Below are 16007 nucleotides of genomic sequence, written 5' to 3'. Positions count from 1 at the left end.
TTTTAAGGTTAATAATATTTTGAAAAGTGATTTGCTTAAGAATAAACAGGTTTTATCAATACTTATGCCTTTTTGTTATATTATTGATAATGAGTTATTTGTAATCTGTTTGACTTTGAAATGACGAAATCTCGTCACGATTTGCCATTACTAACGGAATATAGCAATTGTGAGTTATAAAATAGTAAAACAAACTTATCTGCGGCGTTAAGGTTAGTTAAAATAGTTGCATGCTAAATCTGAAACAAATGTTGAGCATTTATTATAAGATCTGGGTTGACGCCATTACGCAGGAAAGGGCGAAGAAAGGCGAAGATGGCAAGTATTGGAAGGCATTTACAATTATCCCCATATCTTTGATTCAGGGGGTTAACCTGCTAACATTATTGTTTTTCCTTCGTTTTTTTACTGATATTCCTATTCTTTTTACGCTCGACCTAACCCGGGATAAAGCCATAAATGCTTTCATTGCCGGTTTACTTGTGTTTTTTATCCCCTTTGTGCTATTGAATTACCTGCTTATATTTTACAACAATCGTTATAATAAGTTGATGAACTTATATCCCGCTAAGGATAGTAAGCTCTATCGTAATTATGTTTTAATAAGTTTGGGTATAATAGTGATCCCTTTTGTGCTTAAGCTGATTTTTTAACAAATGGATTGTATTAATAAAATCTTTTAAACGGTTATGATCTGATTTTTGATGGCAAAAAGTACCATGCCCGTTCTTGATTTAAGCCCAAACTTTTGAAATAACGATTCGCGATAATTATCAATAGTATGCGGGCTCAGGTTCATTTCGTCAGCAATTTGCCTGTAGGTGAGCTCAGAGCAGCTTAGTTTCAGAAATATAAGTTCATTGGAGCTAAGCTCTTTGGATTTATCGGCGGGTGTATTTTTATTTTGCATGGTATAAAGCAATTTGCCGCTTACCAGTTCATTTAGATAATAGCCGTGCTTTTGGATAGTTTGCATCGCATAAACCACGTCTCTTATCTTCGATTCCTTAAGCATATAGCCAACAGCCCCGTTCTTAAGCATGTTTATAATCGGTTTATCTTCGTCAGACATGCTTAACGCCAGCACTTTTACTGTAGGGTGATTTTCACGTAACCAGGCCGTAGCTGCGTAACCATCCATTACCGGCATGGTTATATCCATCAATATAATATCAGGTAAGGAGGATTTTTTTAGCTTGCTGATCATATCCTCTCCATTTTCGGCGTCAAAAAGGATATTGATCTCTTTAAAATCGCCCAGTAGGCTGATCATTCCCTGTCTAAATAAGGTATGATTATCAACTATGGCAATTTGTACAGGCCCGGTAAATGTTGAAGTGTGCATTAATATTAGGTGTATATGTTAACTGATGTTAATCATATTGCCAAAGTAAAAAAAATAATGAACTTATATTTCATTTTACCATGCAGTTTAAAGCAAAAAAGGGTGGTTTCACCCTTTTTAATTCTTAATTGTTAAGCGAGATTTGGGTTGTTGAAAGAAATATACCCAACTTTTAATTTACACACCTGATAAAATAAATATTCAAGTGCTGCGAAGAGGCGTCGGGATATTGAAATTACAGCTCGAAACGATATTAACTGAATTTAAGGAAGCCCTAAACCTTTTTGCTCAATTATTTAATATTGATGTTTAGCCCATTATAAGAGTCATCGGCTTTCGTAATGGGCTATTTCTTTTTACAGCCGCCTGTCTTCTTCTTTGATGGGCAGATCATTGATGCTGGCATAGCGCTTTTGCATTAAGCCGTTTTCGTCAAACTCCCAGTTCTCGTTGCCATAAGCACGAAACCATTGGCCTTCGGCATTATGATATTCGTACTCAAAACGTACTGCAATACGGTTATCTGTAAAGGCCCACAGTTCTTTTTTTAATTTATAATCGAATTCTTTTTCCCATTTGCGGGTTAAAAATTCCACTACCTGTTGGCGCCCGTTTACAAATTCCGAGCGGTTGCGCCATTCGGTGTCAATGGTGTAAGCTAAAGAAACCCTTGCCGGGTCCTGGCTGTTCCAGGCGTCTTCGGCTAATTGCACTTTTTGGGTGGCTGTTTCAAAGTTAAATGGCGGTAATGGCAGCTTTTGTTCCATGATGGTAATAATCTGATTTGATATATCAAAGTTAAGACGATGCAGGGTTATTTAATGGTACTATTCAACGTTCCTTTGGTATTATGTTTTCTTTTTTTAAATTTAGATAGGCCCTCTTAACCAGTTTATTACCTGTTAATCATGAAAGCCAAAAGTACCAAACCAGTTGTCCTTGCCGACTCGGCAGGGGTAGACAGTTATATGCAAAAGCTTGATCACCCATTGAAGGAAGTGTTAGGAGCGCTGAGAAAAATTATCCTGGCTATTGACGATGAAATTGGCGAGCATATCAAATGGAATGCACCGAGCTTTTTATATATCGGTGAAATGAAACCCTTTGATCCTAAAGAGTATAAAAGATATATTATCGTTTCGAACGTGTACCAAAAAGATTGTATCAGACTGGTATTCCCCTCAGGGGCAAAGATCAATGATACATCCGGTTTGCTTTCCGGCGATTATGCCGACGGCCGCCGGTTGGCTTTTTTTCACAATATGGAAGAAGTTAAGGCAAAAGAAGAAGCTTTGCGAAATGTTGTGAAAACCTGGTTGACTTTGCTGGATAAATAAAAGGAGAAAGCTATGATCAAATTTATTCAGCACATAAAAGAACTTAACGTTGGAGCTGTTAAAGTGATGATCGAAGAAGACCACGGCTGGCTTACCTGGGCTGAAGACAGCGGTAAAAACGCACTTCATTACCTGTGTGGCATTGAAATCGCCAAACGCCCTGCAAAAGCCGAAGAAAGTTTGACCATGCTTAAGCTGTTGCTGGCAAAAGGCATGGATATCAATTCAATCCACCGGATAAAAGAGGAATGCGGCTTTTTTCCGGCCACCCCGCTTTGGTATGCTTATACCCGGGGAAGAAATAAGCTGTTATATGAATATTTGCTGGCTAATGGCGCCAATCCGGAGCATTGCATGTATGCCATAACCTGGTATAATGATGTGAAAGCCGCCGGTCTGTTTAAAAGCTATGGTGCACAAACAGACCCGGGTGCTGGAGATGACAGCCCGTTTATGGCCGCATTCAACTGGAAACGCTTTGAAGTGGCCGAATGGTTTTTAAGCAATGGCGCCGATGTAAATTTTACCGATAAAGACGGGAATACTGCACTTTTTTATGCGGTGAAACGAAAGTATAAACTGGATCAGATCAGGTTGTTGCTGAAATATGGCGCCGACTTTAATATAGAGAATAAACAGGGGATATCAGCCAGGAAATTGGCAGAGCAAAATAATCAGACCGGGGTTTTGAAGTTGTTTATCTCTTGAATTAAATAATTATTCTTATAATGAATGTCTAAAAAGTAGTGTTGACCCGGGGCTTTTTTTAATTGTTATAATCGGGTAAGAAATGATTATAGGCATGTTTTTAAGCATGTGGCTCATAACAATATTTGAATCTCAGTACTCCACAGCTGTGTCCTGTTTGTAGCGCCCATTATAAATTGCTGTTGATTCTGTAGGTGGCTCCTAATCTACATGTAAACATCGCCATTTTAGTATTCGCAATCTGCCCATTTTATTTAATTTTGCCGAATGGATTTTATCATAGAAGCGGCCGTAAAAGCAGTTAAACAATTATACCAGACTGACATTGAACCGGCTGCCGTTAGCATACAGGAAACACGTAAGGAGTTTGAAGGACAAGTAACCATAGTAACCTTCCCGTTCACCAAATTTTCGCGCAAAGGCCCGGAACAAACCGGTGCCGAAATAGGGGAGTTCCTTAAAAACGAATTAAAGGAAGTTGCCTCCTTTAACGTGATTAAAGGTTTCCTTAATCTTTCTATAACCGACGAATACTGGATCGGTCGTTTATATAACAACATTACTTCCGATGATTTTGCGGTAGCAAAGCCTAACGGACAAAAGGTAATGGTAGAGTATTCATCGCCCAATACCAACAAACCGCTGCACCTTGGTCATATCCGTAACAACCTGTTGGGGTATTCAGTTGCTGAGATACTGGCTGCTGATGGTTACGAGGTGATCAAAACCAATCTGGTTAACGACCGCGGGATCCATATCTGTAAATCCATGCTGGCCTGGCAAAAATTCGGTAATGGCGAAACGCCTGAATCTTCGGGCATGAAGGGCGATCACCTGGTAGGTAAATATTATGTGCTATTTGATAAAGAACTGAGGGAGCAGCTTAAACCTGTTTTGAGTGATGTTTATGAAAAGCATGATCTTTCGGCCTTTAAAGAAAACCAAAAAGCAAAGATTGAAGAATCGTTAGCTACCATAGCTAAGGTAAAAGAAAAAGTTACTCAAACCGACGAAGCAAATCAAAAGCTTATTGGCGAACTGGACGATAAAATTGCCGGCGAAGAAGACAAGATTAAAGAGATAGCCAAAAATGCCACTCCTATCATGATCGAAACCCAGCAGATGCTGCAAAAATGGGAAGCCGGTGATGAAGAGGTAATGAATCTTTGGCGCACCATGAATGGCTGGGTGTACGCCGGTTTTGCTGAAACTTACAAGCAACTGGGTGTTTATTTTGATAAATACTATTACGAATCCAACACTTACCTGTTAGGTAAAGATATTATTGAAGAAGGGCTTACAAAAGGCGTATTCTTTAAAAAAGCGGATAACTCGGTTTGGATAGACCTTACCTCAGAGGGGCTTGACGAAAAGTTGGTACTTCGTGGTGACGGTACTTCAGTTTATATTACCCAGGACATGGGTACCGCACAATTGAAGTACAACGATTATCATATGGATAAGTCCATTTATGTGGTGGGCAACGAGCAGGATTATCATTTTAAGGTGCTGTTCCTGATCTTACAAAAATTAGGTAAAACGGGTGCGGATGGATTGTTCCATCTGTCATATGGTATGGTTGACCTGCCTTCAGGTAAAATGAAATCGCGCGAGGGGACGGTAGTGGATGCCGATGACCTGATGGCCGAGATGGAAACAACCGCTAAAGAGCAAACCGAAGCCATGGGCAAGGTTGACGCGTTTAGCAAGGAAGATAAAGTTGCGTTATATCATACTATTGGTATGGGCGCGCTTAAATACTTTCTGTTAAAAGTTGATCCTAAAAAACGTTTGCTGTTTGACCCTAACGAATCGGTAGATTTTCAGGGGCACACAGGACCATTTATTCAATATACCCACGCCCGGATTAAGTCGGTATTAAGTAGGGCTGATTATCAGGTTGGAATTAAACCGACTGTAACTGAACTGGCAGGCGTTGAACGCGATTTAATTGTATTACTTGATAAATACCCTGAAACAGTTAAAGAAGCTGCAAACGGTTATAGCCCGGCAGTAATAGCCAACTATGTATATGAGCTTGCTAAAACATATAACAAGTTCTATCATGAAAAGTCGATCTTACAGGCTGAAGATGAGGATTCAAAACAATTCCGTTTGGCCTTATCGGCATCATCAGCCAAGGTGATCAGCAAAGGGATGAAACTTTTGGGGATTGAAGTGCCTGAGAGGATGTAATTGCCCCCTAACCCCCTGAAAGGGGAACGAGCACGGTTAAAAGAAAAGCCTTTAGCAGAAAAAATTGCTAAAGGCTTTCTGTTTTATAACTCCCTCTTTAGGGGGCCGGGGGGCTACCTCCAATACCCCCTTACCCAAACATATCCCCGATTGGTTGGTTGCCAATGTCCCTGAACATATACCCGGTTATATCTTGGCCTTGCATAAAAGCCCTGGCGGTAAACGTAATGGTTACCGCGCCAAACCCATTCGCCGGGTACCCAAACCGCATTAGGGTAGGGAGCTACCGGACGAACATAAACCGGTTCAACCGGGCGTTCGGTTACGTAAGCCTGGCTTGAGCATGATGCAAATAATGAGCCTGTTAGGGCGAGTACTATTCCTAATTTAGCAATGGTTTTCATTTCAGATGTTTTTAGTTGTTCAGTATAATAACTTTTGACAACATCCAACATCGAAAGTTTAACGACGTTTAGGCTATGAATTTATCGGCCACAACCAAATCTTTGCTGCCCGCGGAGTATTTATAAAATCCACTGCCTGTCTTGGCTCCTAAGTGGTCAGCCGTAACCATATTTACCAGCAGCGGGCATGGGGCATATTTAGGGTTTCCGAAGCCATCATGCAATACCTTCAAAATAGCAAGGCAAACATCCAGCCCAATGAAATCGGCTAATTGCAGCGGCCCCATCGGGTGGGCCATACCCAGTTTCATCACCATATCAATTTCCTGTACGCCAGCAACGCCTTCATATAAGGTATAAATAGCCTCGTTTATCATGGGCATTAAAATGCGGTTGGCTACAAAGCCTGGATAGTCGTTTACCTCAACCGGATCTTTGCCTAATGTACGCGAAAGCTCCATAATGGCTTCGGTAACAGCATTGGTTGTGGCGTACCCTCTGATCACCTCCACCAGTTTCATTACCGGTACAGGATTCATGAAATGCATGCCTATTACATTGCCGGGGTGCCTGGTAACCGAAGCAATTTTAGTAATGGAGATAGATGAGGTATTGGAAGCAAGGATAACTTTATCATTGCAAATTTCGCTGAGCTGTTTAAACAGTTTTAGTTTTATTTCCTGATTTTCGGTAGCAGCTTCAATTACCAGGTCTGCATTTTTAGCTCCTTCAGCCAAATCAGTAAAAACTTGTATGCGGCTTAGGGTTTCGGTTTTACCCTCTTCTGTTATAGTGCCTTTTTTTACCTGCCTCACCAGGTTGTTGCTAATGGTTTGCAGGGCTTTGCTCAATGCATCATCGCTGATATCAACCAATGATACCTTAAATCCATGCTGGGCAAAGGTATGGGCAATGCCGTTGCCCATCGTTCCGGAGCCAATTACGGTAATGTTCTTCATAGTATATGTTTACGAAACCGGCAAAATATCGGTTTATATAAGCTGCCGGTATTACAAGGTAATAAACTTACCGGCCTCTTTAACAGTTTTTTTGTTGATAGTTTTAAATTCAGGAATCTGTCCGAGATCGGCAGCTTCTGAATATTCAAGAATATAACTTTTTGAATAGATATCCTTATCACCGTTAAAAATCACTCCCATAACAGGGATGCCATATTTTTTTAACGCGTGTAAGGAAAGCAGGGTATGGTTAATGCTGCCCAAATAGTGTTTGCTTACCAGTATTACCCGGGCATTAAGCTGTTTAATAAGGTCGATAATAAGAAAGTTATCATTCAATGGTACCATAAGGCCGCCGGCACCCTCAATAATTAGCTGGTTATCTGTTTTTGGCAGAATGATATTTTCAAGTTCTATGGTCACTTTATCAAGAGCCGCAGATTTATGAGGCGAAAAGGGTTGCGTGAGTGCGTAGGCCTCGGGGAAAAAATGGCTGACCTTATTTGAGATAAGGTTTTTAACTTTCAGTGTATCGCTGTTATCAAGGTCGCCCGATTGTATGGGCTTCCAATAGTCTGCGTTTAGTTTTTCAGTTAAAATAGCCGAAACCAGGGTTTTACCTATTCCGGTATCAATACCGGTAATAAATATCGGTTGCGTATCAGGCATGTAGTAATATAAATTTGTTAAGAGTTACAGCCAGCAAAGTTAACTCATTTTCCGTATTAAAGCTATGCAGGCAAATCCTGATCCGCTCGGTACCCTGTGCCACCGTGGGGCTTAGGATAGGCCGCACATCAAAGTTGTTCATTTGCAGTTGTTTAGCTGCTTCTCTTGCCATTTCATTGCTTTTGAGTACGATACATTGAATAGCGCTATCACTATTTAGTAAAATGAAATTTTTGCCTGTGCTTACTTGCTGTTTAAACAGTTCAATGTTCTTCTTTAGGCAGAAGATGGCCTCGCGGGAATTTTCCAATAACTGATAGGCCATTTTGATCGCTGCCAGCTGATGAAAAGGTGCTGCTGTTGTATAAATAAAGGAGCGTGCAAAATTGATTAAATATTTCCGTAAGTTATTACTACCAAGCACTATAGCCCCGTGGCTGCCCAGTGCTTTGCCAAATGTTATTACACGGGCAAAGATCCTGTGCTGTAAACCAAGCTCGCAAACCAACCCTTTGGGATAAAGACCTACAGCATGTGCTTCATCAACTATGAGGGCGGCATTATATTTTTCAGTGAGGCTGAGGATTTCAACAAGGGGAGAAACATCACCATCCATGGAATACACACTTTCAACAACCACATAACAATTACCTTTGGATAATTTTAACTTGGTTTCTAAACTTTCCAAATCGTTGTGCCTGAAACTGTAGCGATTGGCATAACTTAGTCTCGCTCCGTCGATGATTGAGGCATGTACCAACTCATCTAAAATAACGGTATCGCCGCGCTGGGCAAGGGATGAAAGCAGGCCAAGGTTAGCATCATAGCCCGAGTTAAAAAGCAGGCCGGCTTCACTTTGATGATAAATGGCTATTTGCTGCTCCAGATCTTCGGCATATTGTATGTTTCCTGATAGCAATCTTGATCCGGCGGCACCATTGAGGCTAAGCGGATGAGTGTTCACCTCATTTATTATGCTTTGTTTTAAAACTGCCGACCGCGCAAAGCCCAGGTAATCGTTTGAGCAAAAGTCTGTCAAGCCGTTTTCGGGTCTCAATTCACGGTAGGTGCCCGATTGCCGCCGCTCGTGTAATTTGTTTTTTAAAAAATCTTCGGCAGGTTTCAATGTGCTTCGTTTGTGCAAAAATAAAAAAAGCGACCATTGGTCGCTTTCTTGTATGTTATAAATGTTTACTGGCCACCGCCGCCCTGGCGCATGCGGTCCATTCTTTCTTTCATGGCCTTATCATAAGCCGCAGCTTGTTCGGCTGTTAAAATAGCTTTGATCTTGGCGTTAGTTGCTTCCATCATTGGGCGCATGGCAGAGCGCATTGCATCCCTGTCGCCATTGGCCGCAGTGCGTACGCTGTCCATTTTGGTTGCCTGCTCTTTATAAACCGCAGTGATCTTGGTTGTTTGATCGTCTGTTAATTTAAGCTGGGTTTGCAATTCTTTTGCTCTTTCTTCGGGGCTTCTCCTCATGCCGCCCTGCGCGTAGCTGGCTGCAGAAATTCCTAAAAGGAAGCAGCACATTAACAATAATTTTTTCATAGCTTTTTTAATTTAATTTACGTTTTATCAGTATGATAAAGATATATCGTAATAGTTTAAAAAAGCCGATGTAACTTAATTGTTGCCTTGCTGTAAGTTAGATATAGAGCGCTGCATCTGGGCCATCATTGCTGTAAGGCTCTCCATGGTTGGCTCCGGTGAGGGCGATGGCAATTGGGTGGAGATATAACCTTTTGCTTTCCACAGTTCCAGTACATCCTCGCCCGATATTTCATAAGGTTCGTAAACCGGGTTGTCAGAAATAAGCTTTAGCTTTTTGTTCTCCTTAAATTTATTGCCAATGCGTTTGTAAACCACGCCGTCATTTTTAGATATTACCACATAAGTTTCGCCGCTTTTTACATCGCCCCAGTTTTCTACATATTCACCTATTATAATAGTGCCTGATACAAGTGGGAGCATGGAGTCGCCTTTGATCTCAAAAGCGCGGTAAGTGCCCTGTTTAAACATAGGCAGGTAAAACTTCGGAAGCTGTGCCACGTATTCAGGATCGGCATAACCATTAAGGTATCCGGCGCTGGCTTTTACGGGCACCATTTCTATATTTTCATTTTCTTCCTTATCAACAGAAATACTCAGGATCCGCAGGTTGGCGGGGTTGCCTTTTGGTTTTGGCTGCCATTTTTCGTTGATGGTTTCGTTGATAAAGTCATCAATAGTAACATCAAAATAGGTTGCTAATGTTTTTAGTAAGTCGTATTTGGGATCGGCCCGGTCTTCTTCGTATGCGCCTACTAATGAACGTTTTATACCTAATTCATCCGCAAATTGCTGTTGCGTTAAACCCTTCTTTTTGCGGAGAAACTTAATATTTTGTGAAATTATTGACATAAAATTTGGATTTGCTAAATTTATTAGTAATTTTATGCTCATAAAGTTAGTAATAATTATCTGTTCACCAAATTTTTTATCATAAAATGAAACGTTTTGTTTATATCATTACCGACAGGAACCGTAAAAATCTGCATGTAGGCTTATGTTCAGACCTGATGAAAACCATCCAGTTTTACAGCGAAATGCCGACTTTGTTTTTCGACAATGCGCAGCAGCTTAACCGTTTGGTTTACTTTGAGGAGATCAATACCGAAGAGCAGGCAATGGAACGTTTTAAAGTGGTGAGCACTTTTACACGCCCGCAAAAAGAAAAAATGATCAGATCTGTTAATGCCGACTGGATAGATTTGACCATTGGGTTAAAATATGAGCAGGGCTTACGTGTAAGGCCGCAGCTACGCCCGTCCTTAAATGTGAACCGCAGGGTTATGGCTTTTTAATAAATTTTAAAGCCCCTGAGTTCATGCAGTACCTTTTGCCGCCGCGGTCGGCAGGTCCGTCATCAAATACGTGGCCAAGGTGTAAGCCTGTACTTTTTTCAATAACTTCATCACGGCTCATGCCGTAGCTGTTATCAGTAATTATTGCTACTTTTTTCGAGTCGACAGGTTTAACAAAACTTGGCCAGCCCGTACCGCTATCAAATTTGTCATCAGAGGTGAATAGCGTATCGCCGGTTGCGGCGCTTACGTAAACACCTTTTTCATGATTGTTCCAATACTCGTTCTGATAGGGAGGCTCGGTGCCGCTTTCAACCATAATATGGTATTGATTGGATGTAAGCGTCTTTTTCCATTCATCGGCAGGTTTGCTCAGTTTACGTTTAGCGTCCTGTCCGTTGGTATTTTGGCATCCAAATGCTATCAGGATACTTAAAGCTATCACTGTTAAGATGAGTGTTTTCATAACCCATTATGTTTTGATGTTATCTTAATTATAGATGCTTCCTTTTCGTTGCCGGAAACTACTATATGCTTTAACTCAAATACGAAATTTTATTATATGGGGATTGTCATTTGGCAGTCTGTTTATATGAGCTTCTTTTTGGGTACCAGTACTTTGTTTACCAGATGTACTATACCGTTGTTTTGTTTAATATCAACCTGACTGATTGTACTTTTACCGCCATTGCCGTCAATCAAAACAATATTACTGTTGCTATCTATTTTAGCGAATAATTTACCACCCGAAAGTGTGGTAAATGTGGCTATGCCTTTTCCTTTATTGATCTTTTTCTGAATGTCTCTTGCCTTTAGCTGTCCTGCAATGGCATGATAAGCTACTAAATCTGTAAGTTCCCAAATATGCGCAGGTTTGGCAAGGGAGTCGAACTTACCGGTAGGCATGTCGCTAAACCCGCCATCAATCGGTACAAATACGGTGATAGGCCCGCGGCTTGTGTAAGTGAGTGCGAGGTTTGTTTTTTGAATGAAAATATAAAATGTATGCGTATTGGGCGCTACAGATATGTTTTTTACAATATCATTGGCAGGAAGCATTGTTGTTGTATTACTGCTTTTGCTGTCGGTTTGGGCCAGCAATAATGCCGGGCAAAATACAATGGATATTAAAAGCAGTAACTTTTTCATAGTGTGTAGGTTATAGGTTAAACATACAAAATATAAATAGGTTTTAAAATGGATAGCCGGGTTGTAGATTATAAGCTACCTTTGTTAACCTATGGAAATCTTCCCTACGCAATACTCAACCTTATCATCAAAAGCACTGAATATAAAACTTCAGGAAAGTTATGGTTTAAGTCATACAACGTGCCGGTTATTGATCCGCAATGTGAGCGACACTTATATTATAGAAAATGCAGCCGAAAAGTACATTTTTAAAATTTACAGGGATGCGCACCGAAAGCTGGAAGAGATCAAAGGCGAGGTAGAGTTATTAACTATCCTATTTCAAAGAGGTGCAAAAGTGTCCCGACCTATCTCTGATAAAAGCGGTGAAATGTTACAGGTATTCAATGCTGCTGAAGGAACCCGGTATGGTGTTTTGTTTGCATGGGCACAAGGTAACGTTGTTTATACTATGAATGATCGGCAGATTGAAACCGTTGGAAGGGAGATGGCTGTGATACATAATATTACATCTGCAATTGAACTTAGCTATCACCGTCATACGTACTCAATAGAAACTGTTATCGTTAATCCACTTAAAATACTTGAGCCTGCATTTGCAGGCCTTGAAGATGACCATGCCTATTTAAAGCAAACTGCCGCTGAAGTAATGGAGAGGTATAATCAGTTTGATGAAGGTTTTAGCTATGGCTATTGCCATTTTGATTTTCTTCCGAAAAACTTTCATTTCGATGATGCGGGTGAAATAACTTTTTTTGATTTTGATTTCGTAGGTAAAGGTCTGTTGGCTTATGATATTACATCTTTTTTTATTCACTATTTTTTAGAGTTTACCTACGGAAAAATCACTGAGCAAGAAGCGCGTGATGCTTTCCGGACTTTTGTTAATAATTACTGTAAAGTACGGCCCTTATCAAATGAAGAAATAGCAGCCATACCATATTTAGGTTTTGGATTTTGGGTGTTTTATTTTGGCTTTCAGTATGAAAACTTTGATGACTGGTCGAATTTGTTCTGGGGGCCTAAGTTTATGAAAGACCGCGTCGCATTGATTAAGAAATGGATGGAGACAGCTCATCTTTTATTGTCATAGCTTATTGTTAGGCATATAAAACAGAAAAAGCGGCCATGCAGCCGCTTTTTCTGTTTTATCATCATATAAGTGATATTACATATTACCAACCTGGTGTAAAACCTAAACCAAACAACGGTTTTTTAACATCGCTGCGGTTAAATGGAACAGCCAGGTAAGGCTCTAATATAAAGGCACCAAAAACGTTTATTCGCAGGGAAATACCTGCACTCAATGCAGGTACCCGGCCGTAAATGTTTTGTGTTGTAGTAGTACCATCAGAGTTTATAAAATCCTGCTGACCAATCACCGGAGGATCTTTCTGAAAATAGATATGATCGCCGGCATTCCAGGCCAATCCCGCATCAAAAAACAAGTTAAGATCGGTAAACAGGAATTTGGATTTAATAGCAGCCAATTTTTCGGGACCGGTAAATGGCAAGCGCACCTCAAAGTTAAACACAGCTAAACGACTGCCTGATAATTGATCGATAGTAAAGCCATTAGTCGAAGCCTTGCCGTTGTTATAAAATGTTTGGCCTTCGTAACCCCTGATATAAAAAGGATAGCCCACAAATAATGGATAAAGCCCTTTATCGTCGCCAAAACGACCGGTTGCAAAAAACCTGGCAGCAAAGGTAACCGGTGCTGTACGTACATATTTTCTTACATCAATTGTTGGCGCAAAGAACTTATAGGTGCCAAAATTATAACCGGCTTCCAGCCTGTACCTGAAACCATTCAACGGTGCTGTAACGCCAAAAAATGAGTTGTCACCAATTAGCGCGGTTGAAAGCGTTAAAATGGAATATGATTTTAAGTTATAGAAATAAGTGGAACCGTAGTTTTGATTAAGGGTTGCAGACTCTTCTTCGTTAGGGATTTTTTTCCTGTCGGATGTGATGTAGTTACCAATACCTACCTGGGGTTTGCCATTTACCATAGCGGTATCAAGCAGGTAATAATCGCTGTAACGGTCAACACGGTAATAGTTGTGTGAGGCTGCTCCGCTCACTTCAAAGCGTGTTGTCCTGGAAATAGGGTATGAGGTAAACACCCTGCCCGCATCCTCAAAATTGCGGATAATGTCAATGTTATCAGAATAAACGGTTTGATTTTTACCGCCCACATTCCTTACCGGGTAAGTGGTTGTATTGAAGCCGAACTGGTAAGGGATGTGGGAAACGCCCACACCAAGGTTCCAGCGGCCGGTTTGATTTACGTAGGTTACAGCAGCACCTGAATCATAGATCTGCCCGTTTACCGATGCCGCGGCAAAGATCTGGTTGCGGCCTAAAATATCACTAAATACACCCTGGATCCCGCTTGAAAGACTCGTGCCATAGAAGTTACTTACACCAACACCTATACCACTACCGGCAAGGTAATCAAGTTTGAATTTTGAACGGAATGGGATTGCTTTAACAGAATCAGTCGGGATTTTACGGTAGGCTAAAAAGTTGTTCAGGTTAGAGTTGATCAGGTCGACGCCAACAGAGCGGTTTGGCGGCAGAGTGCCTGCTGCAAAGTTAACTTCACCCGGCTGCACAACAACAGGAGTAAAGTCGGACGCTTTGGCGTTATAAATGGAATATTTTTGCGCGCGATAGTAAGAGTAAACCACATCATCGTGATTGGAAATACTTAATGCCGGTGAATATTCTGTAATGCCGGAGATGCCGGTAAACAGGTTGGTCATTTGTTCTATCTGACGCGACGCGATAGTATAGCGGTAAAGGTTACGGAAGCCATCGCGGTTTGACAGGAAGTAGATCTGCTTGCCATCAGCCGAATATTGCGGGTTCAGATTGTTTGCGCCATTGAAGATCTTAATATCGGTTACTTTTCCCGTTGTTAGATCAAGTTCGGCAAGGTTAAAAGGGATATCCTGTTCCAGGCTTTGATCGTACGTAGTCCTGTCGCTTGAAAAGATGATCTTTTTACCATCCGGCGAATAGCTTGGCTGGTAATCAGAAAACTTATCGTTGGTAAGCTGCGTAATCTTTTTGGTATCGAAGTTATAAGAATACAAATCGCTCTGCCCTTCAACCAATCCCTGGAAAACAATATCCTTGCCATTGGGCGACCATGAAACGTTACTGAACTGACCTACCTGCTCCATCGAAATATCGTCAATTACATTGCCGCTTTTCAGGTCAACTACATCAAGCCTGTTACGGCCCTTGCTAAATACGCTAAATGCAAATTTAGTTCCATCCGGCGACCATGCACCCGCCGATTCGATGAAGTTAAACTCATCAATATGGGTATTGGATACCTTACTCGTGAGTTTTCGTAATATGCGCCCTGTTTTAGCATCGGCCAAATAAAGATCAATGCTGAATAAACTTTTGGCTGATAAAAAGGCGACATATTTACCATCGGGACTAACGGACGGGGCAACCACAAGGTCGCCACCGTTTTTACTGTCAACCAGTTTGATGCCTTTAGGTGTTTGAGTGGTATCCTTTAAAAAGGGTTTATAAGTAGCCTCGATAGAGTTTTTCCAAAGTCGGGAGAGGGTGCGATCATCATAACCAAACGTACGCCTGATGCCATACTCTAAACCGTATTTGGCCGCGTTTTTAAAGAAGGGCACTACAACCGTATCACCATAAGTTGAACCTATGAATGACCAGAATGCTTCGCCATAACGATAAGGGAAGTATTTGCTGCTTTCGGTAAGATCGCGAACGGTAGGGATATCATGGTTCAAATACGCGTCACGCATCCACATGGCTGTATAGCTGTCCTTCTTACCTAAGGACAGGTACTCGGCCATACCCTCAATCATCCAAAGCGGAATGTTGTTTATATTTTCATATTCGGACGAATCATGTCCCATCAGCAGGCGATACTGAAACGCATGCACCAGCTCGTGGCCTATTACGTGCCTTGTGGTTTGGTTGGTTTCCATCACCGGCATTACCACACGGTTTTTAAGGCCTTCGGTAACACCGCCGGTGCCAACGCTAATTTCACCATCAATAGCGGTTGTTTGCTGAAAATCGGGATGGTTGGCGTATAGGATTATCGGGTTGGCGTGTTTAAAGGTATCTCTGAAAACTTGTTGGTGCAAGGTATACCAAAGCTCACTTTCCTGGGCAAAGCGTTTTACCATACTATCGTTTTTCAGGTAATAGTAAATCTCGAAGTGAGGGGTTTTATAAACGTTAAACTTAAGGTTTTTGTACCTTACCTTGTTTTGGCCAAAATATTGTGCCCTGGCATTGATGCTTATCAACAGCGAGCCAACAAAACAAATGAATATAATGGTGTGCTTTTTAACTCTATTGAAAAGTGAGTAAACTTTATTCATATA

At 41.2% G+C, this 16007-nt stretch carries 17 protein-coding genes; 6 read left to right on the top strand and 11 right to left on the bottom strand.

From position 1 onward, the window contains the following. The first annotated feature begins 230 nt into the window (after window positions 1-230). Complete coding sequence (locus tag IEX80_RS08465) at window positions 231-653, top strand: hypothetical protein (protein ID WP_176627524.1); 423 nt, start codon at window positions 231-233, stop codon at window positions 651-653. A 26-nt stretch (window positions 654-679) separates the two neighbouring features. Here the strand turns inward: IEX80_RS08465 and IEX80_RS08460 are convergent, their stop codons facing one another. Together IEX80_RS08460 and IEX80_RS08455 are read right to left on the bottom strand one after the other, a co-directional pair. Next, window positions 680-1345: a response regulator transcription factor gene (locus tag IEX80_RS08460; protein WP_090526870.1), complete on the bottom strand. Its 666-nt coding sequence runs from the start codon at window positions 1343-1345 to the stop codon at window positions 680-682. Window positions 1346-1701: 356 nt separating this feature from the next. Then, complete coding sequence (locus IEX80_RS08455) at window positions 1702-2112, bottom strand: nuclear transport factor 2 family protein (RefSeq protein WP_090526872.1); 411 nt, start codon at window positions 2110-2112, stop codon at window positions 1702-1704. A 141-nt stretch (window positions 2113-2253) separates the two neighbouring features. Between IEX80_RS08455 and IEX80_RS08450 the strand changes: the two genes are divergently transcribed. The 3 genes from IEX80_RS08450 (at window position 2254) to argS (ending at window position 5586) form a co-directional block, all read left to right on the top strand. Next, window positions 2254-2682 carry a DUF1801 domain-containing protein gene (locus tag IEX80_RS08450; RefSeq protein WP_091162577.1) on the top strand — a complete coding sequence of 143 codons (429 nt, stop codon included), beginning with the start codon at window positions 2254-2256 and terminating at the stop codon, window positions 2680-2682. A 12-nt stretch (window positions 2683-2694) separates the two neighbouring features. Beyond that, window positions 2695-3390, top strand: a complete 696-nt coding sequence (locus tag IEX80_RS08445; RefSeq protein ID WP_176627523.1) for an ankyrin repeat domain-containing protein — start codon at window positions 2695-2697, stop codon at window positions 3388-3390. 267 nt (window positions 3391-3657) lie between these two features. Beyond that, complete coding sequence (argS, locus tag IEX80_RS08440; RefSeq protein ID WP_176627522.1) at window positions 3658-5586, top strand: arginine--tRNA ligase; 1929 nt, start codon at window positions 3658-3660, stop codon at window positions 5584-5586. 113 nt (window positions 5587-5699) lie between these two features. Here argS and IEX80_RS08435 read toward each other — a convergent pair whose 3' ends face one another. The 6 genes from IEX80_RS08435 to IEX80_RS08410 all read right to left on the bottom strand — a co-directional run bounded on the left by IEX80_RS08435 (window position 5700) and on the right by IEX80_RS08410 (window position 10021). Continuing rightward, on the bottom strand, window positions 5700-5990 hold the full coding sequence (locus tag IEX80_RS08435; protein ID WP_175489978.1) for a YXWGXW repeat-containing protein: 291 nt from the start codon (window positions 5988-5990) through the stop codon (window positions 5700-5702). A gap of 68 nt (window positions 5991-6058) precedes the next feature. Continuing rightward, window positions 6059-6949 carry a 3-hydroxybutyryl-CoA dehydrogenase gene (locus IEX80_RS08430; protein ID WP_188832642.1) on the bottom strand — a complete coding sequence of 297 codons (891 nt, stop codon included), beginning with the start codon at window positions 6947-6949 and terminating at the stop codon, window positions 6059-6061. Between the two features lie 51 nt (window positions 6950-7000). Beyond that, window positions 7001-7618, bottom strand: a complete 618-nt coding sequence (gene bioD, locus IEX80_RS08425) for a dethiobiotin synthase (RefSeq protein WP_188832641.1) — start codon at window positions 7616-7618, stop codon at window positions 7001-7003. Beyond that, entirely contained in the window at window positions 7611-8744 is a 1134-nt protein-coding gene (locus IEX80_RS08420) for an aminotransferase class I/II-fold pyridoxal phosphate-dependent enzyme (protein ID WP_188832640.1), read from the bottom strand. Before IEX80_RS08420 ends, bioD begins: the two co-directional genes overlap by 8 nt. A gap of 65 nt (window positions 8745-8809) precedes the next feature. Beyond that, window positions 8810-9169, bottom strand: coding sequence for a DUF4890 domain-containing protein (locus IEX80_RS08415; protein WP_188832639.1), 360 nt, complete (start codon window positions 9167-9169; stop codon window positions 8810-8812). Between the two features lie 75 nt (window positions 9170-9244). After that, window positions 9245-10021, bottom strand: a complete 777-nt coding sequence (locus IEX80_RS08410) for an XRE family transcriptional regulator (protein WP_090527624.1) — start codon at window positions 10019-10021, stop codon at window positions 9245-9247. 86 nt (window positions 10022-10107) lie between these two features. On the opposite strand from IEX80_RS08410, the gene IEX80_RS08405 reads away from it, so the two are divergent. Continuing rightward, complete coding sequence (locus tag IEX80_RS08405) at window positions 10108-10464, top strand: GIY-YIG nuclease family protein (protein ID WP_090526890.1); 357 nt, start codon at window positions 10108-10110, stop codon at window positions 10462-10464. Here the strand turns inward: IEX80_RS08405 and msrB are convergent. Together msrB and IEX80_RS08395 are read right to left on the bottom strand one after the other, a co-directional pair. Next, on the bottom strand, window positions 10451-10930 hold the full coding sequence (msrB, locus tag IEX80_RS08400) for a peptide-methionine (R)-S-oxide reductase MsrB (protein WP_090526892.1): 480 nt from the start codon (window positions 10928-10930) through the stop codon (window positions 10451-10453). The genes IEX80_RS08405 and msrB overlap by 14 nt on opposite strands. Window positions 10931-11052: 122 nt before the next feature. Further along, complete coding sequence (locus IEX80_RS08395; protein WP_090526894.1) at window positions 11053-11613, bottom strand: fasciclin domain-containing protein; 561 nt, start codon at window positions 11611-11613, stop codon at window positions 11053-11055. A 91-nt stretch (window positions 11614-11704) separates the two neighbouring features. On the opposite strand from IEX80_RS08395, the gene IEX80_RS08390 reads away from it, so the two are divergent. After that, the gene (locus IEX80_RS08390) at window positions 11705-12706 is read left to right on the top strand and encodes a phosphotransferase enzyme family protein (RefSeq protein WP_188832638.1); all 1002 of its coding nucleotides are present in this window, start codon (window positions 11705-11707) and stop codon (window positions 12704-12706) included. Between the two features lie 82 nt (window positions 12707-12788). Here the strand turns inward: IEX80_RS08390 and IEX80_RS08385 are convergent, their stop codons facing one another. Then, complete coding sequence (locus IEX80_RS08385) at window positions 12789-16004, bottom strand: DPP IV N-terminal domain-containing protein (RefSeq protein WP_188832637.1); 3216 nt, start codon at window positions 16002-16004, stop codon at window positions 12789-12791. Window positions 16005-16007 lie beyond the last annotated feature (3 nt).

This window comes from Mucilaginibacter rubeus (genome assembly GCF_014643835.1).
Classification (GTDB): Bacteria; Bacteroidota; Bacteroidia; order Sphingobacteriales; family Sphingobacteriaceae; genus Mucilaginibacter; species Mucilaginibacter rubeus.
The sequence above is the reverse complement of the archived record's forward strand: the minus strand, read 5'-3'. Positions and strand labels throughout refer to the sequence as shown.